This is a genomic window from Antarcticimicrobium sp. (assembly GCF_029212575.1).
In the GTDB taxonomy this organism is placed as follows: domain Bacteria; phylum Pseudomonadota; class Alphaproteobacteria; order Rhodobacterales; family Rhodobacteraceae; genus Antarcticimicrobium.
Genome location: NZ_JARGPK010000042.1, coordinates 197501 through 220543, shown reverse-complemented (window position 1 = coordinate 220543; position 23043 = coordinate 197501). Strand labels below are relative to the sequence as shown.

The window sequence follows — 23043 nt, the reverse complement described above, 5'->3', positions numbered from 1 at the left end:
CGGGTCAGGCGGTTTCGACCTGCGTCTCGACCTGGGTTGCGGCGGCGTCGAGGCGGGTCAGCGCCTCGGCGATCTCCTCCTCGCTGAGGGTCAGTGGCGGCAGCAGGCGGATCACGTTGTCGCCCGCCGGAACCGTGATGACGAGGTTCTCATACCCGGCGGCGACCACATCGGTGTTCGGCGCCTTGCATTTCAGCCCCAGCATCAGGCCCGAGCCGCGCAGCTCTTCGAAGACCTCCGGGTGGGCGGCAATGAGCCCCTCCAGCTTCTGGCGCAGCATCCCGGCCTTGCGGTTCACCGAGTCGAGAAACTCCGGCGTGTCGATCTGGTCCATCACCGCGCAGCCCACCGCGCAGCCCAGCGGGTTGCCGCCGTAGGTGGAACCGTGGGTGCCCGCGGTCATGCCCGAGGCGGCCTCTTCGGTGGCCAGCACCGCGCCGAGGGGGAAGCCGCCGCCGATGCCCTTGGCCACCATCATGATGTCGGGGGTGATGCCGGCCCATTCATGGGCGAAAAGGCGGCCGGTGCGGCCCATGCCGCATTGCACCTCGTCGAGGATCAACAGGCAGCCGGCCTCGTCACAGAGCGCGCGGATCGCCTTCAATTCGTCGTCAGGCAGCGGGCGGATGCCGCCTTCGCCCTGAACCGGCTCCAGTAGCACAGCGGCGGTGTTGTCGTCGATCGCCTCTTTCAACCCGTCGAAATCGCGCCATTCCAGATGTTTGAAGCCCGGCAGCAGCGGGCCGAAGCCCTTGGTCATCTTCTCCGCCCCGGCGGCGGCGATACCGGCCGAGGACCGGCCATGGAACGAGCCGGTGAAGGCGATGATATCGGTCTTCTCGGGCGCGCCCTTGTCGTACCAGTACTTGCGCGCCATCTTGACCGCCAGTTCGCAGCTTTCGGTGCCCGAATTGGTGAAAAAGACGGTATCGGCAAAGGTGGCCTCGACCAGCTTGTCGGCCAGCGCCTGCTGCTGCGGGATCTGGTAAAGGTTGGAGACATGCCAGAGGGTTTGCGCCTGATCGGTCAGCGCCTTGACCAGTGCCGGGTGCGCATGGCCCAGCGCGTTGACCGCGATGCCCGCCCCGAGGTCGAGAAAGCGTCGGCCATCCGCCTCGATCAGCCAGGAGCCTTCGCCCTTCACGAAGCTCAGCGGCGCGCGGTTGTAGGTCGGCAGAATGGACGGGATCATCGGATCCTCCTTTCAGGGTAGGACAGGCCCAAGGGAGTGCCCCAGCTTGGGCGGTTTCGTCAACGATGTGAGAGAGAGAGGCGCCGGATGTGTGGCGCAAAGATCGAACGGGGCCGTTACGCGGGGATGCGTCGGCGTCGCGATGCGGCGATATGGCGGCATTTGATCATGCCGATCGCATAGCCCGGCGCGCGGCAAAAGGGAAGGGAAAAACACCACGCGGCACCCGATCCCCCGCATCCGCCCCCGCACCGGCGCCCCCGCACCGGCGCATGAGGTTCGGCCGGGACGGCGCGCCGTGGCGGATCCGATTCGCGAATCACCTTCGGCTTGTATATCGAACGCCAGTGACTAGTATATCCATCGGTACGGAATTCCAAAGGCGGCCGCGTCAGCGCGGGCCGCTTTTCAGCTTTGAAAGGCAGACCATGTCCTGGACAGACGAGCGCGTTGAACTGCTCAAGAAAATGTGGGGCGAGGGCCAGTCGGCCAGCCAGATCGCCAAGGAACTGGGTGGGGTGACGCGCAACGCGGTGATCGGCAAGGTGCATCGTCTGGGCCTGTCCAACCGCAGCACCGGCGCGGCGCCGACCAAGGCCGAGGCCAAGGCAAAGCCGACCGAGGCGGCCAAGCCGCAACCCGCCGCCAAGCCCAAGACCGAGCCCAAGGCAGACCCTGCGCCCGAGGCGAAACCCGCCGCCGAGACTCGCCCGGCCGTGCCCGCGCGCAAGCAGATCATTCCCGCCGGCCAGCCGCTACCGCCGCAACCCTCGGCCAATGAGATCAGCCCCGAGGCGCTGGCCAAGGTCAGCGAGATCGAGAAGAAGGCCAAGAGACTGACGCTGATGGAACTGACCGAGCGCACCTGCAAATGGCCGGTGGGCGATCCCGCGACCGAGGATTTCTGGTTCTGCGGGTTGCCGGTGCAGCCAGGCAAACCCTATTGCGAGGCGCATGTGGGCGTGGCGTACCAGCCGATGAGCGCCCGGCGCGACCGCCGCCGCTGAGACGCAACACCTGTGCGGGCGGGCCGATGCCCCTGTGCGCCTGCGCAGCGCCCGCGCGCTTGGCAAGGCGCGGCCCGCCGCTTACCTCTAATTTCGACGAGCCGATCAACAGAAAAGCGAGCGCGAACAGATGACCACCCCCACCCCCAATACCCCCCCCGAGGGCTGGACCTGGGACAGCGAAAGCGGCGGTCGCTTTGCGTCCATCAACCGCCCCGTCGCCGGTGCCACCCATGACAAGGAGCTGCCGGTCGGCCAGCACCCCTTCCAGCTCTACTCGCTGGCCACGCCGAACGGGGTCAAGGTGACGGTGATGTTCGAGGAATTGCTGGCGGCAGGCCACGCGGCGGCGGACTACGACGCCTGGCTGATCAACATCGGCGACGGCGACCAGTTCGGCTCGGGCTTTGTCGGGGTCAACCCCAACTCCAAGATCCCGGCACTGGTGGACCGCAGCGGCGAGGCACCCGTGCGGGTGTTCGAATCCGGCGCCATCCTGCTGCACCTGGCGGAGAAGTTCGGCGATTTCCTCGGTGCGCCGGAGGACCGGCCCGAGATGCTGTCCTGGCTGTTCTGGCAGATGGGCAGCGCGCCCTACCTGGGCGGCGGCTTCGGCCATTTCTACGCCTATGCGCCGGAAAAATGGCAATACCCGATCGACCGTTTCGCGATGGAGACCAAGCGCCAGCTCGACGTGCTGGATCGAAACCTGGCCGAGCGGCGCTTCATGACCGGCGAGGATTACACCATCGCCGACATGGCGATCTGGGCCTGGTACGGGCAGTTGGCGCTGGGGCGGCTCTACGAGGCGGGCACCTTCCTCGACGTGGAGTCCTACGACCACGTGCAGCGTTGGGCGAAAGAGATCGACGCCCGCCCGGCGGTGCAGCGCGGCCGCATGGTCAACCGCACCTTCGGCGCGCCGGAGACCCAGTTGCGCGAACGTCACGACGCCGGCGATTTCGACACCAGGACGCAGGACAAGCTGGAGCCGGAGGCGGACTGAGCGCCCCTGACCCGCTCGGATCTGTTCCGCTCTTTTTCTGGCGCGGAAATACTCCGGGGGGGCGCCGCAGGCGACGGGGGCAGCGCCCCCTGCCCGGTCAGCGCAGGATCGGCGGCTTGTCGGGATCGCGGCCCGGCGCGGCGGGCGCCAGGCGTTCGGGCATCTGTGGCTGCGGCAGGTCGAACCGCAGCCCGACAGCGGCAAGCTTGGCGGTGATTGCCGCGTCGCCGTCGAAGAAGCCCACGTCCATCGCACCCGCCTCGATGCCGGAAAAGGTCAGCGCCTCGCCTGCCGCCTTGGCGAGCGCCCCCTGCGCCGCCTCCGGCGCGCCGACGAATCCCAACAGGTGGCCGCGTCGGCCGCTGTCATCGACGGTGCCGACGAGATAGGCGGCCTGGGCCAGCCCGGCGGCGCTGGCCAGCTTGGCATCGAGCGCCCGCACCAGATCCTCGGGCAGGCCCTTGGGCGCGGTGAATTCCGACAGCCGCGCCTCGGTTTCCTGCGGGGCATTGCCCAGCGTGGCGTGCAGCCAGTCCACCGCCTCCGCGGGCACCAGGATCGCCGAGGGCGCGACGTCGAGATTGAGACCCAGCCCGATGCCCTGGCCGGCCAGCATCTGCGCCAGCACCCGGCCCGACAGCGCGACATAGGGCGCGGGACGGCCGGCGAATTGCGCCAGCCGGTCCTCGCGGTCGAAGGCGAGGACGAAGCGGCCGACGTCGATCTCGAACAGCTCGGGCGAGATGTTGTCGCCCTGCGCCTCTTCGGTCAGCAGCAGGTACAGCTCGCAATCGGCCACCCGTTCGTAGAACCGCAGGCGCGCCGGGGCGTGGTCCGGGGCGGCCTCCATCGCCGCATGGGCTGTGTCGATCGGGGTTTCAGCGGCCATCCTTCAGCACCTCCTGCACCCGGGCGCGCAGCACCGGCAGCAGCTCGGTCGCGAACCAGGGGTTCTTGTTCAGCCATGCGGTATTGCGCCAGGACGGGTGAGGCAAGGGAAAGACGCGCGGCGCATGGGCGCGCCAGCCCCTGACGGTTTCGGTGACCGGGGTCTTGACGCCCAGGTGCCAGCGCTGGGCGTGGCCGCCGACAAGGATGGTCAGCTCGACCCTGTCGAGCGCCGCCATGACACGCGCGTGCCAGGTGCGGGCGCAGAGCGGCGGCGGCGGCAGATCGGCCTTGCGATCGTTGTAGCCCGGGAAACAAAAGGCCATCGGCACCACCGCAACGCGGGACAGGTCATAAAAGGTGGCCTCGTCCACCCCCAGCCAGTCGCGCAGCCGGTCGCCGGAAGGATCGGTGAAGGGCCGCCCCGAGGCATGCACCCGCGCACCCGGCGCCTGGCCGGCGATCAGGATGCGCGCGCCGGGCCGGAACCAGACCACCGGGCGGGGGTCATGCGCGGTATGGGTGGCTGCGAAACGGTCGGCACAGAGCCGGCAGGCGGCGATCTGTTGCGCCAGTTGCGCGGCCCCGCTCATCGGCCCGGCCGCCGCGAACCGGGATAAACACCGCCGAAGCAGTGTTTCCAGGATAGAAACAAAGCCGCGGCGCTGGGCCCAGACCCGCGCGCCGCGGGACCAGCCCCCCGGAGCAACCCCGACTGGAGGCCCCGCCTTGTTTCGGCCCTAATCATGTTGGCTTTTTGTTTCACATTTCGACATAATGTGGCCCAAATCCACAAGTAAGCCATTCATACTCCTCTGATAAGGAGTGTAGGCCAGAGCAAAACCAAGAACGACAAGAAATACAGGGATCCCCGCGCCGCGACCGGCGGCACCGGATAGAAAAATGCTTGAATTCGTCAATGTGAGCAAATCCTACTGGACCGGCACCCGCCGCAAGGTGATCCTCGACCGGGTCTCCTTCCGGGTGGAGCTGGGCCGCAGCATGGGCATTCTGGCGCCCAACGGCACCGGCAAGACGACGCTGATCAACATGATGGCCGGGCTGGAAAAGCCCGACGAGGGCGAGATCCGCCGCGGCTGCAAGATTTCCTTTCCGCTGGGGTTCATGGGCGGGGTGGTCAGCCGGGTCTCGGCGATGGAGAACAGCCGCTACATCGCCAAGCTCTACGGCATGGATCCCGACTACATCGAGGCCTATTGCCGCTGGCTGTGCGGCCTGGGCGAATATTTCGACCAGCCGATCGGCACCTATTCCTCGGGGATGCGGGCGCGGTTTTCCTTTGCGCTTATGCTCGCCCTGGATTTCGACATATACTTGATCGACGAGGGCATGCCGAGCACCACCGACGTGGAATTCAACCGCAAGGCCGGCGCCATCCTGCGCGAACGGCTGCGCACGACTACCATCGTGATCGTGTCGCACCAGGCCGCAACGCTGGAGAAATTCGCGCACTCGGCTGCGGTTCTGATGAACGGCAAACTTCACATGTTCGACACCTTGGAAGAGGCAAAGCAGCTTTATGACTACGAAACCCAAGGCTAGAAAGTTCCGCATCCGCCGCAGCGCCGCCCCCGGGGGTGCCACCGAACGCCCGGCGCGCGAGGATACCGCCGCCGCCGAGACGCCGGCGACCGAACGGCTGCGCCCGCGCGTTGTCGCCTCCGGCGGCGAGACACAGCCCCCGGCGGAACCGCCGCGCCGCGCGCCCGCCGCCGATCCCGCGCCCGCGCCGGAACAGGCCGCGCGCAGCGGCGAGGTTTCCTCGGCCCGCGAAACCAGTGCCGAGGCCGAGATCGACGCGATCCGGCGCGAGGCGCTGACCGGGCGCCAGTTGCGCATGGCGCGCCGGGTGGCGCAGAAACACAACCTGCCGGCCACCTCGGATTTCGACGCGGTGCGGCTGCTGCGCCAGCACGGGATCGACCCGTTCCAGCGCGCCAACATGCTGGAACTGGTGGTGCCCAACGTGGCCTCGGAGAAAGCCACCGGCACCGCCCCGAAGGACCGCGTGCAACTGCCGCAGACGGTGCCGAGCGAAAAACAGACGCTCCCCTCCACCGAGATCAGCCCGGCGCAGGAACGCGAACAGGAGATCATGGAGATCCAGCGCGACATCGCGCGCCGCCGGCGCAAGAAGCTGGCGCTGCTGCTGACGCGGCTGATGTTCTTCGTGCTGCTGCCGACGGCGATGGTGGGCTACTATTTCTACGCGGTGGCGACGCCAATGTATGCCACCAAGTCGGAGTTCCTGATCCTCAAGGCCGACAACGCCGGCGGCGGCACGGGGCTGGGCAGCCTGCTGAGCGGCACGCAGTTCGCCACCAGCCAGGACTCGATCGCGGTCCAGTCCTATCTGCAATCCAAGGACGCGATGCTGCGGCTCGACCGGGACGAGGGCTTCAAGACGCATTTCGCGCAGCCCTGGATCGATCCGATCCAGCGACTGGACCCGACCCCCTCGAACGAGCAGGCCTACAAGCTCTATTCCAAGTTCGTGCAGATCGGCTTCGACCCGACCGAAGGGGTGATTCGGATGGACGTGATCGCCGCCGACCCGGAGGTGAGCGCCAATTTCGCGCGCAGTCTGATTTCCTACGCCGAGGACCGGGTGAACCGGTTGAGCGAACAGAAGCGGACAGACCAGATGCGCGATGCGCTGGTCGGGTTCGAGAATGCCCAGGTGGAGCGGCGCAAGGCGCAGGAGGCGCTGGTGTCGCTGCAACAGAAGGGCGCGATCCTCGACCCTGAGGGGGTGATCGCGGCGCTGCGCAGTCAGATCAACAATATCGAAGTGCAGCTTCAGGAAAAGCAGCTGACGCTCGCCGCGCTGCTGGACAACCCGCGCCCCAACGCGGCCAAGGTAGATGGCGCGCGCGGCGACGTGCGCCGGCTCGAGGCGCTGCTGGCGCGGCTGAACGAGCGGATGGTCGATGCCTCCAAGGGCGAAAACTCGCTGGCGCAGCTTTCGGTGCGGATCCAGATGGCCCAGGCCGATCTCGCCACCCGCGACATGATGTTGCAATCGGCGCTGCAACAAGTCGAGCAGACGAGGATGGAGGCGAACCGGCAGGTGCGCTATCTGACCACCTCGGTGCAGCCGGTGGCCAGCGAAGAGGCCAGCTACCCGCGCAAATTCGAGAATACGATTTTGGCATTCCTGATCTTTTCCGGTATCTACCTGATGATCTCGCTCACCGCGTCGATTCTCCGGGAACAGGTAACCTCTTAATCGCATGACACATGTAGACGTCGCCGGTCTGACGATCGGCAATGACCGGCCCTTGACCGTAATTGCGGGCCCCTGCCAGCTTGAAACCGCCGGCCACGCCCGGATGATCGCCGGCCGGATGCAGGAGATTTGCGAAGCCGCCGGTGCGCAATACGTCTTCAAGGCCTCCTACGACAAGGCCAACCGCACCTCGCTTTCCGGCGAGCGCGGGCTTGGCATCGACGAAGGTCTCAAGGTGCTCGACGGCATCCGCGCCGAATTCGGCGTGCCGGTGCTGACCGATGTGCACAGCGAGGCGCAATGCGCCCTCGCGGCCGAGGCGGTCGACATCCTTCAAATTCCCGCCTTTCTGTGCCGACAGACCGACATGCTGCTGGCCGCAGGCCGCACCGGCGCCGCAATCAACGTCAAGAAGGGCCAGTTCCTGGCGCCCTGGGAAATGGGCAATATCGTTGCCAAGATCGAAAGCACCGGCAACCGTCGCATCCTGCTGACCGAACGCGGCGTCTCCTTCGGCTACAACACGCTGGTGGCCGACATGCGGTCGCTGCCGATCATGGCGCAGACCGGCTATCCGGTGGTGATGGATGCCACCCATTCGGTGCAGCAGCCCGGCGGGCGCGGCGGATCGTCCGGCGGGCAGCGCGAGTTTGCCCCGGTGATGGCCCGCGCCGCGGTTGCCGTGGGCGTGGCTGCGGTCTTCATGGAGACCCACCAGGACCCCGACAACGCGCCCTGCGACGGTCCGAACATGATCTTTCTGGACCAGATGCCCGCGCTGATCGACACGCTGATGCGCTTCGATGCGCTGGCCAAGGCCAACCCGATTGAAATCTGACATTTGTAACTGAGGACAAGTTTGCATGACGCGCCCACTGTACGAGGTGACGCCCAATACCTGGGATTTCCTGAAGCTGCCGATGATCACCCCGACGGGGTTCCGTGAATATGACGCGCGATGGAAATACCCCGACGAGATCAACCTGCCCGGCGTGACCGCGCTGGGCCTCGGCCTCGGCACCCAGATGCGCCGGCGCGGCATCAAGCCCGAAATCGCGGTCGGCAACGATTACCGCGACTATTCGCTGGCGATCAAGAACGCGCTGATGCTGGGGCTGATGCAGGCGGGCATTCACGTCAAGGACATCGGGCCGGCGCTGTCGCCGATGGCCTATTTCGCCCAGTTCCACCTGGACGTGCCCGCCGTGGCCATGGTGACCGCCAGCCACAATCCGAACGGCTGGACCGGGGTCAAGATGGGCTTTGACCGGCCGCTGACCCACGGGCCGGACGAGATGGGTGAACTGAAGGAGATCGTGCTCTCGGGGCACGGCGTGCAATCCGCCGGCGGCGGCTACGAGTTCGTCGAAGGGGTGAAAGAGGCCTATCTCGACGACCTCGTCGGCGATTTCAAAATGACCCGCAAGCTCAAGGTCGTCTGCGCCACCGGCAACGGCACCGCCAGCGAGATCGCGCCCGAACTGTTCGAGCGGATCGGCGTCGAGGTGGTGCCGAGCCACAATGACCTCGACTATACCTTCCCGAACTACAACCCGAACCCCGAAGACATGCACATGCTGCACGACATGGCCGAATCCGTGCTGGCCAGCGGCGCCGACCTGGCGCTCGGCTTCGACGGCGATGGCGACCGCTGCGGCGTGGTCGATGACGAGGGCGAGGAGATCTTTGCCGACAAGGTGGGCGTGATCATGGCCCGCGACCTGGCCAAGCTCTATCCCAATTCCACCTTTGTCGCGGATGTGAAATCCACCGGGCTGTTCGCCTCGGACCCCGAGTTGCTCAAGCACGGCGTCAAGGCCGATTACTGGAAGACCGGGCATTCCCACATGAAGCGCCGCGTCAAGGAGATCGGCGCGCTGGCGGGCTTCGAGAAATCCGGCCACTACTTCCTCGCCGAGCCGATCGGGCGCGGCTATGACTGCGGCATGCGGGTAGCGGTCGAGATCTGCAAGCTGATGGAGCGCAACCCCGAGATGTCGATGTCGGACCTGCGCAAGGCGTTGCCGAAAACCTGGTCGACCCCGACCATGTCGCCCTATTGCGCCGACACCGAGAAATACGAGGTGCTGGAGCGGCTGGTGCAGAAGCTGGTCGCGAAACACGAGGCGGGCGAGACCGTCGCCGGCCGCCCCATCAAGGAGGTGGTGACGGTGAACGGCGCGCGGGTGATCCTCGACAACGGGTCCTGGGGGCTGGTGCGGGCCAGTTCCAACACCCCGAACCTCGTCGTGGTCTGCGAAAGTGCCCAGAGCGAGGAAGAGATGCGCGCCATCTTCACCGATATCGACACGGTGATCCGCTCCGAACCCTCGGTCGGCGATTACGACCAGCGGATCTGAACGCCAAGGGCGGGCCGCCCGGCGGCCTGCCCCCCCTCAGTTGTTGCCGAAGAGCTTTTTCAACTGCTTGGCGGCCTCGTCCTCGAGCCGGTCCTTGATCGCCTCTTCGGTGCTCTGACCCTCCTCGATCGTCAGGTTCAGTTTGTCCTGCAGCGCCTTCTTGGCCTTCTCTTCCAGCTTGTCCTTCTCCTCCTCCAGTCGCGCCTTGCTGGCGGCGTCCAGATCGGGGCGGATGCGCGGGCTGTTCCACGGGCCGGTGAAACGCACTGGCACCTGCAGCCCGGCGCTGTCCTCGCTTTCGAAGGCCAGCGGGGTGACGAGATAGTCCAGATCTTGCGCCCCAAGACCGATGCGCCCGGCACCGTTCACGCGAAAGCTGGAAAGCAACAGCGCAAGGTCATCGTTTTGCAGATTGCCGCCGGTGATGGTGAAACTGCCCTTGAGGCTGTCAAACACGGTGGTTCCGCCGGTGACGGCGCCAGAGCGAAACAGCTTGTCGAGGTCGATCCCCGAGATCACCCCGCGCCCCACGTCGAGCCGACCGGTCCCGCTCAGCGAGCGCATGATCGCATCCACCGAGGCGCCGGATCCAAGAAACGCAAGCTCCGCTTCGGCGGCGCCGGAGAACCGGTCGATCCCGACCAGATCGGTGAGCAGCGCGGTCATGTCGATGCCCTCGGCCTTGAGGTCGCCGCGCACCGAAAACCCCTTGCGCCCGTTGGCGACAAACTCGCCGCGCAGGCTGCCGCCAAAGGCGGTGGCCGGGGACAGCGTGACAACCGCGCGCGACCGCTCCAGCGCAAGCTTGGCCCGGGTCGCCCCCAGTTGCGTGATCCCGGTGTCGATACTGTCGGCCTTCAGCGTGACCGAGGCGTCGGCAAGGCCCAGCGCGCTGACGTCGATCGGGGTTTTCGACCAGCCCGAGTCGCTACTGCCAGCGCCGGAACCGCCGCCATCCGCCCCGCCCAGCGCCGAGAGATCCAGCGCCCCGGCGGAAAGCTCGGCCACCACCCGCGGCTTGCCCGAAAGGTCGATATCCGCCGCCCCGGTAAAGCTGTTTTGATCCAGCACCGCCGCAATCTCGCGCAGGGACAGCCGACCGTCAGTGGTATAGGTCGCCTGCGCCGAAACCTTTGCGGCCCGGCCCAGCCCCCGGGGCAGATCCGCCGCCGCCAGCCCCAGCGCCGCCATCAGCGCGCCCGTGTCGGGGCTGTCGGCCTGAACCCGCCCGGCGACCTCGCCCGCGATGCTGGCGCGGCCGTCAAAGGTTAGCGCCGCCGCGCCCAGCCTGGCCGAGGCGGTCAGTGGCACCACCTTGCCGGCGAGCATCTCCTCCATCGCGGTGATGCGCGCGGTCAGGTCGATGGCGCCCCCCCCATGGGCGAGCCGCACCGAGAGATCGGCGGCCGTCTGGCCCTGCGGCCAGTCCAGCACCAGGTCGAGCGGCCCCAGCGCCACGGGCGCCGCTCCGGCGGCAGAGTAGCGCAGGCGCGCGCCGGACAGCTCCAGCCGCTCCAGCGTGGCCGGTGGGGCGGTGCCCCCGGCGGTTTCGCCCGAGGCTGCGGGGGCTGCCTCGCCAAAGACCCAGTTTCCCTGCCCGTCGGCGCGGGTTTCCAGCATCAGCTCGGGCGATTTCGCCACGATCCGGGTGACCCGGACGGTTCCCGACAGCAGCGCGCGGGTGTCGATGCCGATCGACAGGCTCTCGGCCCGCAGCATCGGGTCCTTTCCGGCCCAATCGGCATTGGCGAGCGTGACCGGCCCGGTCTCGGCCCCCAGCACCGGCCAGACCGAAACGCTGACGCCGCCCTCGAAGCTGACGGCGCGACCGGTGCGCGCCTCGATCTGGTCCGCGGCGATGCGCGCGATCTGCTGCGACGGCAGGAACAGCACGCCCGCCACCGCCACTGCTGCCGCGATGAACACCACCCCGATGATGCGAAAGATCCATCTCATCGACTGCCCCCTTGCCCGTTTGCCCGACCGGTCCGGCCCCAGCTTAGCCCCTGTGCCTCGGGGCGCAATCGCATGTCCACACATCTTTGCCCCCTTTGCACCGGACGCCGGCACCTTTATATGCGCGCAATGAGTTCCAATCCGCCCGATCTTCGCCCCGACCTCGCCCCGCGCCCCCGCATGGCCGACCGCCCCCGCGCGGGACAGCCCAGTATCGGCATGGTGTCACTGGGATGCCCCAAGGCGCTGGTGGACAGCGAACGCATCCTGACCCGGCTGCGCGCCGAGGGCTATGGCGTCTCGCCCGATTACGCGGGCGCCGATGCGGTGATCGTGAACACCTGCGGTTTTCTCGACAGTGCCAAGGCGGAATCGCTGGAGGCGATCGGCGAGGCGCTGCGCGAGAACGGCAAGGTGATCGTGACCGGCTGTCTCGGCGCCGAGCCGGACTATATCCGCGAACACCACCCGCGCATCCTCGCGGTGACCGGCCCGCACCAGTACGAGCAGGTGCTCGACGCTGTGCACGGCGCGGTGCCGCCCGATCCCGATCCTTTTGTCGATCTGCTGCCGGCGGCGGGGGTGAAACTGACGCCGCGCCATTTCAGCTATCTGAAGATCTCCGAGGGCTGCAATCACAGGTGCAAGTTCTGCATCATCCCCGACATGCGCGGGCGGCTGGCCTCGCGCCCGGGCCATGCGGTGCTGCGCGAGGCCGAGAAACTGGTCGAGGCAGGGGTGAAGGAACTGCTGGTTATATCCCAGGACACAAGCGCTTACGGCTTGGATCGCAAGTATGATTCGAACCTGTGGAAAAACCGCGAGCTGCGCAGCCATATCACCGATCTTTCGCGCGAACTGGGCCAGCTGGGCGCCTGGGTGCGGCTGCATTACGTCTATCCCTATCCGCATGTGCGCGAATTGATCCCGCTGATGGCGGACCCGCAAAGCGGCGTGCTGCCCTATCTCGACATCCCGTTCCAGCACGCCCATCCCGATACGCTGAAGCGCATGGCGCGGCCTGCGGCGGCGGCAAAGACGCTCGACGAGATCGCCGCCTGGCGCGCGATCTGTCCCGAGATCACCCTGCGCTCGACCTTCATCGTCGGCTATCCGGGCGAGACCGAGGCAGAGTTCCAGACCCTGCTGGACTGGATGGACGAGGCGCAGCTTGATCGAGTGGGTTGTTTTCAATACGAAAACGTCGCGGGTGCGCGGTCGAACGACCTGCCAGACCATGTCCCCGACGAGATCAAGCAGGAGCGTTGGGAACGGTTCATGCAAAAGGCGCAGGAGATTTCCGCGGCGAAACTCGCGGCAATGGTCGGCACCACCTGCGAGGTGATCGTCGATGCGGTCGATGGCGAGGCCGCCACCTGCCGCACCAAATCGGACGCGCCGGAGATCGACGGCAACCTGTTCATCGACGAGGATTTCGAGGCGCTCAAACCCGGGGATCTGGTCACTGTCGAGATCGAGGAGGCCAGTGACTATGACCTTTGGGGACGGATTTTTCGAAAGTGAACCGTTGATTTACCCACAGGTTCAGGGGTAGCGGTTTACAATTCCCGATATTCTCCGTGCCTATCCACAAAACAATCCGAAAGATATCCACACGCCGGCACGAAAACCGGGCTGTGCGGACGGGCGGATTGACCTAGGTTGCCGGAGGCGGCAGCGTTGCCGCAGCCACCGAAGCAGGAGCCATCCATGCCCGATACGCCGATCATCGCCCAGAAATCCCCCTTCCCCGTCGAGGTCGAGGCCGGAAAAACCTATTTCTGGTGCGCCTGCGGGCGCAGCGCGAAACAGCCGTTCTGCGACGGCAGCCACAAGGGCACCGCGATCACGCCAGTGAAATACACCGCCGAGGCTGATGGAAAGGTGTTCTTTTGCGGCTGCAAGGCCTCGTCAAAGGCGCCGCTCTGCGACGGGACGCACGCCAAGCTTTAGCAGCGCCAAGGCCTGTTTCCGCGCCGCCACGCGGCGGATCAATGCGGCGTCTGAAGCCGGCGCAAATCCTCCAGAATCCGAACATGGGCGCAATACGGCGGCGGCGGCGCGGGCCAGACCGCCTGTCTGGCCAGCCAGTTTTCGCACATGGCGCGGCAGGGACAGGTGCGGCAGCGTTCGACCATGTCGACATAGTCGTCGAGGTCGAGCGCCCCCTCGACCATTGCGCTGGACAGGTTGACGCCCGACACCCGCGCCACCGAGCGGGTCAGCCAGAAGTGCTGGTCGACCGTGTCGATCTCTTCGGTTCTCACCCCGTCGTGCATCCTACCCTCCCGTATCCTCATGCGCTTCGGCGCGCTGCCGCAGGGCGGCAAACCTGGCCCGGTTCGGGCAGGTCTCAGGCGCGCAGGGCGCCGCTTCATGCGCCTCCAGCCAGGCGTCGCAGTCATCGGCCCAGGCACAGTGTCGACAACTCTGGACCATCTCGGCCCACTCCTCCTGGCTCAGGTCTCCGGTCTCATAGGCGCCGACCAGATCCGCGTCGGTGGTCTTGGCCATCCGCGAGATCAGCCGCACGTGCCTCATGATCCGTCCCAGAACCGCGGTCATGACAACTCCCCTTCTCTCCTCGGGGTCCGTGCCGCCACCAGCCGCGAAAACATCCTGCGGTTCGCGCAATACACCGGTGCCGCAACGCCCGAGGCAGGCGTGCCCGAAATCTCGGCACACCGCACGGCGCCGACACACCCGGCACAGCGCAGAACGGCATCGGCGATCTCGTCGAAGGCCAACCGCCCGGCGAGCGCCGCCTCCTCCAGATCGATACCCAGAGCGGAGGCCATCCGGTCCACCAGCGCGGCGTGACGTTTGAGCGTGTGGCGGTCGTGCATCTCGGCCCCCTGCGGCGGTGAATGACCCAAGAGTAACAAAGCCGGCGCTGCGCCCCTTTGATGCAGGTCAACCGTCGGACAACCCGGTCTGTTCCAGATAGGCGCGCACCGCATCCTGCACCCGGCGGAACCGGTCGCCACCCAACTTCTTGCCGCCATACCAGCGGGTGACGATCACCAGGTGATCCTCCAGCCCTGCGCGTTCCAGCATGCGCAGAATCACCATGCCGGCCCCGGATTCGCCGTCATCGGCCTTCAGCGCGCCGGTGGCCGAGAGCCTCACCGCCCAGGTGTTATGGGTGGCCCTGCCATAGCTGCGGTCGGCCTTCAGCGCCGCGAGAACCGCATCGACCTCGGCCCGGCTGCGCACCGGCGCGCCGCTGACCGCGTAGCGCGACCCACGATCGCTGAGCACCACGCCCAGGCGCGTCAGCTCCGGCCCGCTCACCCGGCCACGCCCGTGGTCTGCAAGAGTTTCACGGTTTCGCGCACCACCCAGATCCGCGCCGCGTTGGGCGGATGGGTGCCGAGGAACCGGTCGCCGGGATCGGGCAGCCGGGTGAAATACCCGGCCCCGCGCAGCGGGTCGAACCCGGCACGATAGGCGATCACGGTGCCAAGCTGATCGGCCTCGAGTTCGAAATCCTTGGAGTAACTGCGCGCGCCCACCTCCGCGCCAATCTCGCGCGCCCGCACCACCGCCGCGGGACTGGCGCCGTCCAGCGTGGCGAGATCGCCGAAGATCTCGGCCCCGACCGCGGCATGGCGCGCCTGCCGGTCGAGATGACCGAGGATGTGATGCGAGGTCTCGTGGCTGAGCACGAAGGCCAGTTCATCGGCGCTGCGCGTGCTGTCGATCAGCGCCACGGAGAACAGGATCACCGGCCGGCCGCGCCGGTCGACCGACTGATAGGCATTCGGCTCGGCGCGCGGATCGGGATCGACCAGAATCAGGAAATCGCAGTTCACCCCGCCGGCCTGGCTGCGGCAGACCGCCTCGGCCACCGGTTCGACGGCCGCGACAACGGTCCGGAAGTCGTGCCTTGCCTGCAGCACCGCTTGCGTCGGCGCCGGGGCAAGATCGCAGCCCGCGGCGGCAAGCAGGGCCATCAGCATGAGAAATCGGCGCATCGCGCGGGCCTTTTTCCGGGTTTGTCGCGGTAAAGGTTAGCACAGTGCGCCGGACCCGCCAGCCCCGCCCCGGTCGGGTTCGATCCGGCTTGCAATGGGGGGCGCGCGGCGGCACAGTTCGCCCATGTTTACCATCGAGCATGAATTCGACGCCACCGTCATCACCCTGGTCGACGAAGGCGAACTGCCGCTGCAGGAGGACGTGACGATCAATGCCTTCGCGGAATGCGTGACGCTGGAGCAGATCGACCCGCGCACCGACCGGCTGCAGACGATCACCCTGTCGCCGGAGCAGCTGCGCGACCTGGCTGCGGCGCTGGATCTGCCCGAGGGGGTGTACCAGTTGCGGCAGGTCGACGGGGAGGACGCGGACGGCCCGGACGGCGACGCCTAGCTAGCCCGCACCCTCCTAGCCCAGAAAGATAAAGACCTTGTCGCGCGCGGTCTGGCCGCGTCGCAACTCCAGGCGCGAGGGCGCGACCTTCATCGCCGCCGCCAGCAGCGCCTGCACCGCCGCGTTTGCCTTGCCGTTCTCCGGCGCCACGGTGACGGTGGCGCGCAGGGCGTCGCCGTCGCGCGTCAGGCTGGTGCGCGCAGCCTTGGGGGTGACGCGCAGGGCGATCTCGGTGCCCGGATGGGCCAGGTCCGAGAGATCGGGCAGGTCGCGGAGCTTGGGTTTCGCCATGCCTTTCTATAGCGCCGCCGCCGGGACGAACGCCAGAGGCCGCGTGACGCGCCTAGAACTCGTGGCCGCGCGGGCCGCGGTAATAGGCGCGCCGGGCCGCGCGGTCGGGCGAGATCACGCCGCCGTGCGCGGGTGGCGCCCCGGCGTAATCGCCCTGGCCGAGCGCGGGATCGGCGGCAGGGTCGCGCGACATGCCGGGCCAGGATGCGCCGACGGGCGTACAGGCCGACAACAAACTGGCCAGCAATATGCAGGCAAGGCAGGCGAAGGCGAAGCGCATGGTCTCTCCTGTTTCAGGCGCGGCCGGTTTCCTGCCGCGCCCGGCGCAGTATAGCACCCCCGAACTGCCCTGGCCCGCACGTTCGCGTGAGCATGGCCCCGGCTTTGCTCGGATTCTCCCTTGAAACTTGCAGCCCCCGCCCTGAGATTGGGAGGGACAGATGTAAACAGGTTTCACATATGCCCGATCCCAACCCTTCCGCGCTCGACTTTCTGCTCGGCCGCCGCTCGCGCCCGGCCAAGACCCTGCGCGCCCCGGCGCCCACGCGCGCGGCACTGGCGCCGCTGCTGCGGGCCGCCGCGCGCAGCCCCGATCACGGCAAGTTGGAGCCCTGGCGCTTTGTCGTGATCGAGGCCGGCGCAATGCCGCGCCTGGCCGATCTGGCCGAGGCCCGGGCGCGCGCGCTGGAGCTAGACGCCGGCGACATCGCCAAGGCCCGGCAACAGTTCGACCAGGGGGTGCTGGCGGTGGCGGTGATCGAGGTGCAGAAACCCTCGGACAAGATCCCGGCGATCGAACAGAGCTATTCCGCCGGCGCGGTTTGTCTGGCGCTGCTCAACGCCGCTCTGGCCTCGGGCTGGGGCGCCAACTGGCTGACCGGCCGGGTCTCGCACGACCGGGTGTTCTGCGAGACCGGCCTGGGGCTCGCGCCGCATGAGAGCATCGCGGGCCTTATCCATATAGGCACCGAAACCAGCGCGCCCCCCGAACGACCCCGCCCCGACCTCGACGCCATCACCGAATGGGTGAGCCGGTGATTCTGAAATCCTTTCTGCTCGCCCTCTCCCAGATCGGCGACCGCCGGTTTCGTCGCGTGCTGTTTCTCGGCATCGGGCTGACCTTCGCGCTGCTGGTCGCGGCCTATGCCGGGTTTCTGGTGGTGATCGAGGTCTTCGTCGGAGCGGAAGCCACCCTGCCGGTGCTGGGCGAGGTGCGCTGGCTGAACGACCTGCTCAGCCTGTCGTCCTTCATCTTCATGATGGTTCTGTCGTTCTTCCTGATGATCCCGGTCGCCTCGGCGATCACCTCGATGTTCCTCGACGAGGTGGCCAAGGCGGTGGAGGATCGCCACTACCCGCAGCTTCCGCCGGTGCCCCCGGTGCCGTTCTGGGACGCGCTGCGCGACACGGTGAACTTCCTCGGCGTGTTGATCGGGGCCAACCTGCTGGCCTTTATCCTCTACGCGCTGTTGCCGGTGGGGTCGGTGTTCATCTTCTGGGGGCTGAACGGGTTCCTGCTGGGGCGGGAATACTTCACCCTCGCGGCGATGCGGCGGCTGGGGCGCAAGGGCGCCAAGGAACTGCGGGCGAAGCATATGGGAACGATCTGGCTGGCCGGCACGCTGATGGCGATCCCGCTCTCGGTGCCGCTGCTGAACCTGGTGATCCCGATCCTCGGCGCGGCCACCTTCACCCATATCTACCACCGGCTGGAGTCGCGGCGGTAAGGCGTGGCTCGGTTCACCGCCTCAATTCACCGGCGGCAGGCTCTTGGTCCAGTCGAAATCATCGACCGAGATCCAGCCGGACAGGATGATCCCGGCAATCGCCGCCCAGAGCACAGCGGCGACAGCGGTGGTGATCCAGGCCTTTTTCTTCAGGTTGTGATGCGCCGGCGCACCTGCATGGGTGCCCTCGACCACCTCGCCCATGTCGCCCTGCGTCTTCAGCCGGATCGGGATGGCGATGAAAAAGGTCATGAACCAGATCACCGCGTAGAGCACCAGGGCGGATACGATCGACATGGGAAACCTCCGGGCGTTGGGCGGGCAAGGGGCGGCCCCGGCGTGGGGGCCCTGGCGGGCGATCTAGCTCAGACCTGTTCCAGCTCCACCAGGCAGCCGTTGAAATCCTTCGGATGCAGGAACAGCACTGGCTTGCCGTGGGCGCCGATCTTGGGCTCGCCATTGCCCAGCACGCGGGCGCCGGTTGCCTTGAGATGGTCGCGCGCGGCGAGGATATCCTCGACCTCGTAGCAGACATGGTGGATGCCGCCCGAGGGGTTCTTGTCCAGGAACCCCTGGATCGGGCTACCCTCGCCCAGCGGGTAGAGCAGCTCGATCTTGGTGTTGGGCAGCTCGATGAATACCACGGTGACGCCGTGGTCGGGCTCGTCCTGCGGCGCGCCGACCTTGGCGCCCAGCGCGCTGCGGTACTGTTCCGAGGCCGCCTCGAGATCGGGAACGGCGATGGCAACATGGTTCAGGCGTCCGATCATGGCGGTCTCCTCGCGGCTGGAATGGCGTTGCCGGGGTTATGGGGGTTTGCTCGCGCGAGGGCAAGTGGGCGCGGCACTTGCCGGCGTTAACCGCCCGTTAGGCCGATCGCGCCTAGCCTGCCGTCGTCGCCGAAGGGAGAAACCAGTCATGCCGGCCATGGAAGACCGCGAGCCGTTTGCCCTGTCGCACCCGCCTGCCAGCCCCGGCCGCCCGCTTCTGGGTCTCACCGTCCTGGTGGTCGAGGACAGCGCCTATGCAGCCGAGGCGCTGCGGCTGCTGAGCCTGCGCAGCGGCGCGCGCATCCGCCGGGCCGATTGCCTGAAATCGGCCCGCCACCATCTGCAGGTCTACCGCCCGTCGGTTCTGATCGCCGATCTGGGCCTGCCCGATGGCAACGGCCTCGACCTGATCGAGGAGGCCGCCGGCCGGTTCCCGCGGATCGGCGTGATCCTGGGGCTGTCCGGCGACAGCTTCGGCGAGGAGACCGCGATCGCCGCCGGGGCCGACGGGTTCCTGGCCAAACCGATCGCCTCGCTGGCGCGATTCCAGTCGGAAATCCTCACCCATCTGCCGGCCGATCTGTCACCTGGGGGGGCGCCAGATCGCGCCGAGCAGGACATCATCCACCCCGATCCGCTGGCCTACCGCGACGACATGGCCCATGTCGCCGACATGCTGAACGACGGCCACGAGGAAAAGGTGCTGGATTATGTCGCGCAGTTTCTGCGCGGGGTGGCCCGCAGCGCCGAGGACGGCGCCCTGGCCGAGGCCGCCAGCGGTCTGGCGCGGGCGCGGGCGCAGGGGGCGCCGCTGGCCTCGCCCACGGCGCGGCTGGCCGGGCTGGTCCAGCAGCGGCTGCGCGGGGCGCGGCCGATCTGAGCCTGCGCTCAGAGCGTCGGGTCGGAGCCGACCCGCACCAGCCGGGTCAGATCGCCCAGCCGCTCCCGCTGGCGGCCTGCGGAATCGAAATTCGCCGGCGCCAGCCAGGCGGAGAAAGCCTCGCGCAGGGCAGGCCAGTCCCGGTCGGTCACGGCGAACCAGGCGGTGTCGCGGTTGCGCCCCTTGATCACCATGTGCTGCCGGAACACCCCCTCGAAGCTGAACCCGAGCCGTTGCGCGGCAGCGCGTGAGGGGCGGTTGAGCGCATCGCATTTCCACTCGTAGCGCCGATAGCCCGCGTCGAAGGCCCAGCCCATCATCAGCGCCATTGCCTCGGTCGCCGCACGGGTCCGCTGCAGCGCGGGCGAGAGGGCGATGTTGCCCACCTCGATCACCCCCATCTGCGGCTTGATCCGCAGAAAGCTGGCCACGCCGCCGCAGATCCCGCTGTCCTTATCGCAGATGGCATAGAACAGGTGGTCGGGGTTCGCCACGGTGTCGCGGACCCAGCGATGGTATTGCGCGGCCGAGTGGAACGGCCCATAGGCCATGTAATCCCACAGGGCATCATGGCCCGCGTAGGCGCGAAAGAGCAGCGCCGCATGGTCCTCGGCCGAGAGCGGTTCAAGCCGGGCGAAACGCCCCTCCAGCAGCGCGCCAGAGGGTAAGGACGGCGGGGTCCGGTTTGCGACCGGCGAACCAAGCGGGCGGGCAGGATCGGGGCCGGTCATCGCAACAGCCGCGGATCTGCGCCCATGTCGAGGCCGGGGAAAACCGTGCGCTCCAGCCCGGCCCGGTCGAGCCCTGCCACTCCGCGCAGAACCCAGGCGGCGGCGGCGCGCACGTCGCCCGTGGGCATCAGGTCGCGGCGATCATAAAGCGCGGCCTCGTCCAGCCCCGGCCAGCGCCCGTGCACCATGCCGCCACGCAGGGCGCCGCCGGCCATTACCATCACCCCGCCGGTGCCGTGATCGGTGCCGCCGGTGCCGTTGACGCGCACGGTGCGGCCGAACTCGGTCATGGCGAGGATCGCGGTCTTGCCCCAAACCTCGGGGCCAAGCCGGTCGTGCAGGGTGGTCACGGTCTCGGACAACTGGCCCAGCGCCGGGCGCAGCGTGCGCGCCTGGTTGCGATGGGTGTCCCAGCCGTTGACCGAAAAGGACACCAGCCGGGCGTCGCCGCGCAGCTGCTCTGCGGCGAACTCGGCCACCGGCACCATGCCGCCGCCGCCGGCGCGCGGCGGCTCCATCGCCGGGCGGTCGCCCTCCCCGGCCATCCCGCCCCCGCTCATTTCGCCGCCTTCGGAGAGCATCAGCGCCTCGGTCAGCGCCGGGTGGAACAGCGGATCGTCCTGCATCACCAGCTCCATCAGCCGGATCGCCTGCGGGCTCATGGTCAGATCTGCCTCGGGCGACCAGTCGGCCACCGGGGCGGCGCCGGCCAGCACCTTCATCTCGCCGTGACCCAGCGCGAAGGCGGTCTGCGCCTCGACGCCCGGGACCAGTTGCAGCATCCGGTTGAGCCAGCCGTCGCGCGCGCCGGAAAGCTCGCCGGTCCCCGCCTCGAGCAGGTCCTGCCCGTCGAAATGGCTGCGCTTGTCACGGTAGGGGGTCGAGACCGCATGCATGAACCCCAGCTCGCCCCGCGCCCAGAGCGGCATCAGCGGCGCCAGCGCCGGGTGCAGGGCAAAGAACCCGTCGAGGTCGGAGGCTGCCCCGCCGCCACCTGCCAGCGCCCCGCGCAGTGCGGCGTATTCCGGCGCGCCGCGGGGCTGCACCACGTCGAGCCCGTCCATGCCGCCGCGCAGGATGATCACCACCAGCCGCGTCTCCCAGGGCGCGGCTGCGTAACTCACCCGCGTCCAGAGCGGGCTGGCCGCCGCCGAGCACCCCAGCACGGCGCCGCGGGTCAGAAAGGCACGGCGGGAAAGATCCTTGGTCATAGCGGCCTCCTATCGGCGCTGGAATGCCGACGCCGAGAGCACCAGCCCCACCGCCTCGGCCCGGGTTTCGGCGGCCCGCGCGGCAAAGCGCACCGGCTCGGGCGCCGCCGCGCCCAGCGCGGTATCGACAAAGGCGCGCGGGTCCGGCAGGTCGGGCAGCAGCCGGCGCGGCACCGCCATCGCCCAGCGCAGCCGCGCCGAGAGCCCCTGCGGGGTGATCCAGGCCGCATCCGCCTCGGGCCAGCCGTCCGGGCCATTGGGCCGCTGCCAGAACTGCCCCATGGCGCGCGCCGGTTGCAGGATCAGCCGGTTCATCTGACTGTCCTTCGCGGTTTCGATCCGCTCCGGCGCCACCGCCAGCGCCCGACAGGCCGAGGCGATGAAATCGAACGGCGGCTTGACGTTGCCGGGCCCGTCGGCCCAAGCCGCCGGATGCTCCAGCATCGCGGCATAGACCGCGCGCAGATCGCCCCCGGTGGCCAGGAACCGCGCCGACATATGCGCCACCAGCCCCGGGTCGGGCGTGTCGGAGACGAAATGCACCGCCAGCTTGCGCGCGATGTGATCCGCCGTCGCCGGGTGGACCGCCAGATCGTGCAGCGCGCTCTGCACCGCCTCCAGCCGCGCCGGGTTGCCGCCGTAGTGGCGCCCGAGGATCATCTCCTCGCCCGGCTCGGCCCAGCCGGGGCGAAACTCCACCGTTCCGGTCCGGCCGACGGTGAGGCCGGTGAACAGCTCGGCCAGTTGGCGCACGTCCGCCTGGGTATAGGGGCCGTCCACCCCCAGCGTGTGCAGCTCCAGAACCTCGCGGGCGAGGTTCTCGTTCAGCCCACGGGACTTGCCCTTGCGGCGGGCAAAAGCGCTTTGCGGCCCGACCGAGACCCGCTGGTCGAGATAGGTCAGCATCATCGGGTGGGTCACCGCCGCGACCAGCAGATCGCCGAATCGCCCCGGCAGGTTGGGCCGGATCGCCGCATCGACATAGATCGAGACCGCGCTGCGCTGCGGCCCGGTCTTGCCCACGGTGGTGAAGTGATCCGCCCAGAACAGCGCCAGGCGCTCGCGAAAGCCGGCCTGCGTCCCGCTCCAGCGCAGCACGGTCTGCCCGAGGCCGCGCAACAGGTCGGCGCGAAAGCTGCGGTTCACCGCCTTGGTCTGATCCGACAGCGCCTGCGCCCGCGCGCCGCTGGCCTTGCGCTTTTGCTTGCGCAGATCCAGCCAGTGCGCGCGCCGCTGCCAATAATCGTCATGGGTCACGACCGGAAACCGTGCCGCCATCCCGTCGGGCCCATCCAGCCCGGCCAGCAGCGCATCAAGCGTCGGCGGCGGCGCGATCTGCGGCGACAGCCCGCAGCCAAAGCGGATCTCGGAACGTTCTGGGGAAAAGCTCACGGCTGGAAACC

28 protein-coding genes are annotated in these 23043 nt (G+C 67.9%); 12 read left to right on the top strand and 16 right to left on the bottom strand.

The window, feature by feature from the left end; genetic code table 11:
• Positions 1–4: 4 nt before the first annotated feature.
• Positions 5–1192 carry an aspartate aminotransferase family protein gene (locus tag P1U75_RS08555; RefSeq protein ID WP_300242069.1) on the bottom strand — a complete coding sequence of 396 codons (1188 nt, stop codon included), beginning with the start codon at positions 1190–1192 and terminating at the stop codon, positions 5–7.
• A 428-nt stretch (positions 1193–1620) separates the two neighbouring features.
• Here P1U75_RS08555 and P1U75_RS08550 point away from each other — a divergent pair, with 428 nt between their 5' ends.
• Together P1U75_RS08550 and yghU are read left to right on the top strand one after the other, a co-directional pair.
• Positions 1621–2199: a GcrA family cell cycle regulator gene (locus P1U75_RS08550; protein WP_300242067.1), complete on the top strand. Its 579-nt coding sequence runs from the start codon at positions 1621–1623 to the stop codon at positions 2197–2199.
• 130 nt (positions 2200–2329) lie between these two features.
• The gene (gene yghU / locus P1U75_RS08545) at positions 2330–3205 is read left to right on the top strand and encodes a glutathione-dependent disulfide-bond oxidoreductase (RefSeq protein WP_300242065.1); all 876 of its coding nucleotides are present in this window, start codon (positions 2330–2332) and stop codon (positions 3203–3205) included.
• A 97-nt stretch (positions 3206–3302) separates the two neighbouring features.
• On the opposite strand, the gene P1U75_RS08540 is transcribed toward yghU, so the two are convergent.
• Entirely contained in the window at positions 3303–4094 is a 792-nt protein-coding gene (locus tag P1U75_RS08540; RefSeq protein WP_300242063.1) for an SseB family protein, read from the bottom strand.
• The gene (locus P1U75_RS08535; protein ID WP_300242061.1) at positions 4084–4686 is read right to left on the bottom strand and encodes a uracil-DNA glycosylase family protein; all 603 of its coding nucleotides are present in this window, start codon (positions 4684–4686) and stop codon (positions 4084–4086) included. Before P1U75_RS08535 ends, P1U75_RS08540 begins: the two co-directional genes overlap by 11 nt.
• A 310-nt stretch (positions 4687–4996) precedes the next feature.
• On the opposite strand from P1U75_RS08535, the gene P1U75_RS08530 reads away from it, so the two are divergent.
• From P1U75_RS08530 to P1U75_RS08515, 4 genes are read left to right on the top strand one after another with little or no spacing between them, the layout of a single operon-like run.
• Entirely contained in the window at positions 4997–5656 is a 660-nt protein-coding gene (locus P1U75_RS08530; protein ID WP_300242059.1) for an ATP-binding cassette domain-containing protein, read from the top strand.
• Positions 5634–7343, top strand: a complete 1710-nt coding sequence (locus P1U75_RS08525; protein ID WP_300242057.1) for a capsule biosynthesis protein — start codon at positions 5634–5636, stop codon at positions 7341–7343. The genes P1U75_RS08530 and P1U75_RS08525 overlap by 23 nt, the downstream gene beginning before the upstream one ends.
• 4 nt (positions 7344–7347) lie before the next feature.
• Positions 7348–8181 carry a 3-deoxy-8-phosphooctulonate synthase gene (kdsA, locus tag P1U75_RS08520; RefSeq protein WP_300242055.1) on the top strand — a complete coding sequence of 278 codons (834 nt, stop codon included), beginning with the start codon at positions 7348–7350 and terminating at the stop codon, positions 8179–8181.
• 25 nt (positions 8182–8206) lie between these two features.
• Complete coding sequence (locus tag P1U75_RS08515; protein ID WP_300242052.1) at positions 8207–9703, top strand: phosphomannomutase/phosphoglucomutase; 1497 nt, start codon at positions 8207–8209, stop codon at positions 9701–9703.
• A gap of 36 nt (positions 9704–9739) precedes the next feature.
• On the opposite strand, the gene P1U75_RS08510 is transcribed toward P1U75_RS08515, so the two are convergent.
• Positions 9740–11659, bottom strand: coding sequence for an AsmA family protein (locus tag P1U75_RS08510; protein WP_300242049.1), 1920 nt, complete (start codon positions 11657–11659; stop codon positions 9740–9742).
• Positions 11660–11788: 129 nt separating this feature from the next.
• Here P1U75_RS08510 and rimO point away from each other — a divergent pair, with 129 nt between their 5' ends.
• Entirely contained in the window at positions 11789–13183 is a 1395-nt protein-coding gene (gene rimO / locus P1U75_RS08505) for a 30S ribosomal protein S12 methylthiotransferase RimO (RefSeq protein WP_300242047.1), read from the top strand.
• A 186-nt stretch (positions 13184–13369) separates the two neighbouring features.
• On the top strand, positions 13370–13612 hold the full coding sequence (locus P1U75_RS08500) for a CDGSH iron-sulfur domain-containing protein (protein ID WP_300242044.1): 243 nt from the start codon (positions 13370–13372) through the stop codon (positions 13610–13612).
• A 38-nt stretch (positions 13613–13650) separates the two neighbouring features.
• Here P1U75_RS08500 and P1U75_RS08495 read toward each other — a convergent pair whose 3' ends face one another.
• From P1U75_RS08495 to P1U75_RS08475, 5 genes are all read right to left on the bottom strand, one after another.
• On the bottom strand, positions 13651–13938 hold the full coding sequence (locus P1U75_RS08495) for a DUF6455 family protein (protein ID WP_300242042.1): 288 nt from the start codon (positions 13936–13938) through the stop codon (positions 13651–13653).
• Between the two features lies 1 nt (position 13939).
• The gene (locus P1U75_RS08490; protein WP_300242039.1) at positions 13940–14224 is read right to left on the bottom strand and encodes a DUF6455 family protein; all 285 of its coding nucleotides are present in this window, start codon (positions 14222–14224) and stop codon (positions 13940–13942) included.
• The gene (locus P1U75_RS08485; RefSeq protein WP_300242036.1) at positions 14221–14505 is read right to left on the bottom strand and encodes a DUF6455 family protein; all 285 of its coding nucleotides are present in this window, start codon (positions 14503–14505) and stop codon (positions 14221–14223) included. The genes P1U75_RS08490 and P1U75_RS08485 overlap by 4 nt, the downstream gene beginning before the upstream one ends.
• 67 nt (positions 14506–14572) lie before the next feature.
• The gene (locus tag P1U75_RS08480) at positions 14573–14953 is read right to left on the bottom strand and encodes a YigZ family protein (protein WP_300242033.1); all 381 of its coding nucleotides are present in this window, start codon (positions 14951–14953) and stop codon (positions 14573–14575) included.
• Complete coding sequence (locus P1U75_RS08475) at positions 14950–15636, bottom strand: M48 family metallopeptidase (RefSeq protein ID WP_300242029.1); 687 nt, start codon at positions 15634–15636, stop codon at positions 14950–14952. The genes P1U75_RS08480 and P1U75_RS08475 overlap by 4 nt, the downstream gene beginning before the upstream one ends.
• A 124-nt stretch (positions 15637–15760) precedes the next feature.
• Between P1U75_RS08475 and P1U75_RS08470 the strand changes: the two genes are divergently transcribed.
• A complete protein-coding gene (locus P1U75_RS08470; RefSeq protein WP_300242027.1) occupies positions 15761–16030 on the top strand; it encodes a hypothetical protein in 270 nt (89 codons plus the stop codon).
• A 15-nt stretch (positions 16031–16045) separates the two neighbouring features.
• Here P1U75_RS08470 and P1U75_RS08465 read toward each other — a convergent pair whose 3' ends face one another.
• Entirely contained in the window at positions 16046–16321 is a 276-nt protein-coding gene (locus tag P1U75_RS08465) for a DUF167 domain-containing protein (protein WP_300242025.1), read from the bottom strand.
• Between the two features lie 52 nt (positions 16322–16373).
• Positions 16374–16601 carry a hypothetical protein gene (locus tag P1U75_RS08460; protein WP_300242022.1) on the bottom strand — a complete coding sequence of 76 codons (228 nt, stop codon included), beginning with the start codon at positions 16599–16601 and terminating at the stop codon, positions 16374–16376.
• 179 nt (positions 16602–16780) lie between these two features.
• Here P1U75_RS08460 and P1U75_RS08455 point away from each other — a divergent pair, with 179 nt between their 5' ends.
• Positions 16781–17359: a nitroreductase family protein gene (locus tag P1U75_RS08455; protein ID WP_300242020.1), complete on the top strand. Its 579-nt coding sequence runs from the start codon at positions 16781–16783 to the stop codon at positions 17357–17359.
• Positions 17356–18048 carry an EI24 domain-containing protein gene (locus P1U75_RS08450; protein ID WP_300242018.1) on the top strand — a complete coding sequence of 231 codons (693 nt, stop codon included), beginning with the start codon at positions 17356–17358 and terminating at the stop codon, positions 18046–18048. Before P1U75_RS08455 ends, P1U75_RS08450 begins: the two co-directional genes overlap by 4 nt.
• 21 nt (positions 18049–18069) lie before the next feature.
• On the opposite strand, the gene P1U75_RS08445 is transcribed toward P1U75_RS08450, so the two are convergent.
• Together P1U75_RS08445 and mce are read right to left on the bottom strand one after the other, a co-directional pair.
• Positions 18070–18345, bottom strand: coding sequence for a DUF1467 family protein (locus tag P1U75_RS08445; protein WP_300242016.1), 276 nt, complete (start codon positions 18343–18345; stop codon positions 18070–18072).
• Positions 18346–18413: 68 nt separating this feature from the next.
• The gene (mce, locus tag P1U75_RS08440) at positions 18414–18818 is read right to left on the bottom strand and encodes a methylmalonyl-CoA epimerase (protein WP_300242014.1); all 405 of its coding nucleotides are present in this window, start codon (positions 18816–18818) and stop codon (positions 18414–18416) included.
• A 157-nt stretch (positions 18819–18975) separates the two neighbouring features.
• Between mce and P1U75_RS08435 the strand changes: the two genes are divergently transcribed.
• Complete coding sequence (locus tag P1U75_RS08435) at positions 18976–19698, top strand: response regulator (RefSeq protein WP_300242198.1); 723 nt, start codon at positions 18976–18978, stop codon at positions 19696–19698.
• Between the two features lie 8 nt (positions 19699–19706).
• Here P1U75_RS08435 and P1U75_RS08430 read toward each other — a convergent pair whose 3' ends face one another.
• The 3 genes from P1U75_RS08430 to P1U75_RS08420 are packed head-to-tail and all read right to left on the bottom strand — an operon-like array spanning position 19707 to position 23032.
• On the bottom strand, positions 19707–20429 hold the full coding sequence (locus tag P1U75_RS08430; RefSeq protein ID WP_300242012.1) for a GNAT family protein: 723 nt from the start codon (positions 20427–20429) through the stop codon (positions 19707–19709).
• Positions 20426–21640 carry a DUF1501 domain-containing protein gene (locus tag P1U75_RS08425; RefSeq protein ID WP_300242010.1) on the bottom strand — a complete coding sequence of 405 codons (1215 nt, stop codon included), beginning with the start codon at positions 21638–21640 and terminating at the stop codon, positions 20426–20428. Before P1U75_RS08425 ends, P1U75_RS08430 begins: the two co-directional genes overlap by 4 nt.
• A gap of 9 nt (positions 21641–21649) precedes the next feature.
• Positions 21650–23032: a DUF1800 domain-containing protein gene (locus tag P1U75_RS08420; protein WP_300242008.1), complete on the bottom strand. Its 1383-nt coding sequence runs from the start codon at positions 23030–23032 to the stop codon at positions 21650–21652.
• Positions 23033–23043: the final 11 nt, after the last annotated feature.

Bases quoted from the DNA above. Each gene is read 5' to 3' on its own strand.
- P1U75_RS08555 (WP_300242069.1), bottom strand. From the start codon at position 1,192: ATGATCCCGTCCATTCTGCCGACCTACAACCGCGCGCCGCTGAGCTTC.
- P1U75_RS08550 (WP_300242067.1), top strand. From the start codon at position 1,621: ATGTCCTGGACAGACGAGCGCGTTGAACTGCTCAAGAAAATGTGGGGC.
- yghU (WP_300242065.1), top strand. From the start codon at position 2,330: ATGACCACCCCCACCCCCAATACCCCCCCCGAGGGCTGGACCTGGGAC.
- P1U75_RS08540 (WP_300242063.1), bottom strand. From the start codon at position 4,094: ATGGCCGCTGAAACCCCGATCGACACAGCCCATGCGGCGATGGAGGCC.
- P1U75_RS08535 (WP_300242061.1), bottom strand. From the start codon at position 4,686: ATGAGCGGGGCCGCGCAACTGGCGCAACAGATCGCCGCCTGCCGGCTC.
- P1U75_RS08530 (WP_300242059.1), top strand. From the start codon at position 4,997: ATGCTTGAATTCGTCAATGTGAGCAAATCCTACTGGACCGGCACCCGC.
- P1U75_RS08525 (WP_300242057.1), top strand. From the start codon at position 5,634: ATGACTACGAAACCCAAGGCTAGAAAGTTCCGCATCCGCCGCAGCGCC.
- kdsA (WP_300242055.1), top strand. From the start codon at position 7,348: ATGACACATGTAGACGTCGCCGGTCTGACGATCGGCAATGACCGGCCC.
- P1U75_RS08515 (WP_300242052.1), top strand. From the start codon at position 8,207: ATGACGCGCCCACTGTACGAGGTGACGCCCAATACCTGGGATTTCCTG.
- P1U75_RS08510 (WP_300242049.1), bottom strand. From the start codon at position 11,659: ATGAGATGGATCTTTCGCATCATCGGGGTGGTGTTCATCGCGGCAGCA.
- rimO (WP_300242047.1), top strand. From the start codon at position 11,789: ATGAGTTCCAATCCGCCCGATCTTCGCCCCGACCTCGCCCCGCGCCCC.
- P1U75_RS08500 (WP_300242044.1), top strand. From the start codon at position 13,370: ATGCCCGATACGCCGATCATCGCCCAGAAATCCCCCTTCCCCGTCGAG.
- P1U75_RS08495 (WP_300242042.1), bottom strand. From the start codon at position 13,938: ATGCACGACGGGGTGAGAACCGAAGAGATCGACACGGTCGACCAGCAC.
- P1U75_RS08490 (WP_300242039.1), bottom strand. From the start codon at position 14,224: ATGACCGCGGTTCTGGGACGGATCATGAGGCACGTGCGGCTGATCTCG.
- P1U75_RS08485 (WP_300242036.1), bottom strand. From the start codon at position 14,505: ATGCACGACCGCCACACGCTCAAACGTCACGCCGCGCTGGTGGACCGG.
- P1U75_RS08475 (WP_300242029.1), bottom strand. From the start codon at position 15,636: ATGCGCCGATTTCTCATGCTGATGGCCCTGCTTGCCGCCGCGGGCTGC.
- P1U75_RS08470 (WP_300242027.1), top strand. From the start codon at position 15,761: ATGTTTACCATCGAGCATGAATTCGACGCCACCGTCATCACCCTGGTC.
- P1U75_RS08465 (WP_300242025.1), bottom strand. From the start codon at position 16,321: ATGGCGAAACCCAAGCTCCGCGACCTGCCCGATCTCTCGGACCTGGCC.
- P1U75_RS08460 (WP_300242022.1), bottom strand. From the start codon at position 16,601: ATGCGCTTCGCCTTCGCCTGCCTTGCCTGCATATTGCTGGCCAGTTTG.
- P1U75_RS08455 (WP_300242020.1), top strand. From the start codon at position 16,781: ATGCCCGATCCCAACCCTTCCGCGCTCGACTTTCTGCTCGGCCGCCGC.
- P1U75_RS08445 (WP_300242016.1), bottom strand. From the start codon at position 18,345: ATGTCGATCGTATCCGCCCTGGTGCTCTACGCGGTGATCTGGTTCATG.
- mce (WP_300242014.1), bottom strand. From the start codon at position 18,818: ATGATCGGACGCCTGAACCATGTTGCCATCGCCGTTCCCGATCTCGAG.
- P1U75_RS08435 (WP_300242198.1), top strand. From the start codon at position 18,976: ATGGAAGACCGCGAGCCGTTTGCCCTGTCGCACCCGCCTGCCAGCCCC.
- P1U75_RS08430 (WP_300242012.1), bottom strand. From the start codon at position 20,429: ATGACCGGCCCCGATCCTGCCCGCCCGCTTGGTTCGCCGGTCGCAAAC.
- P1U75_RS08425 (WP_300242010.1), bottom strand. From the start codon at position 21,640: ATGACCAAGGATCTTTCCCGCCGTGCCTTTCTGACCCGCGGCGCCGTG.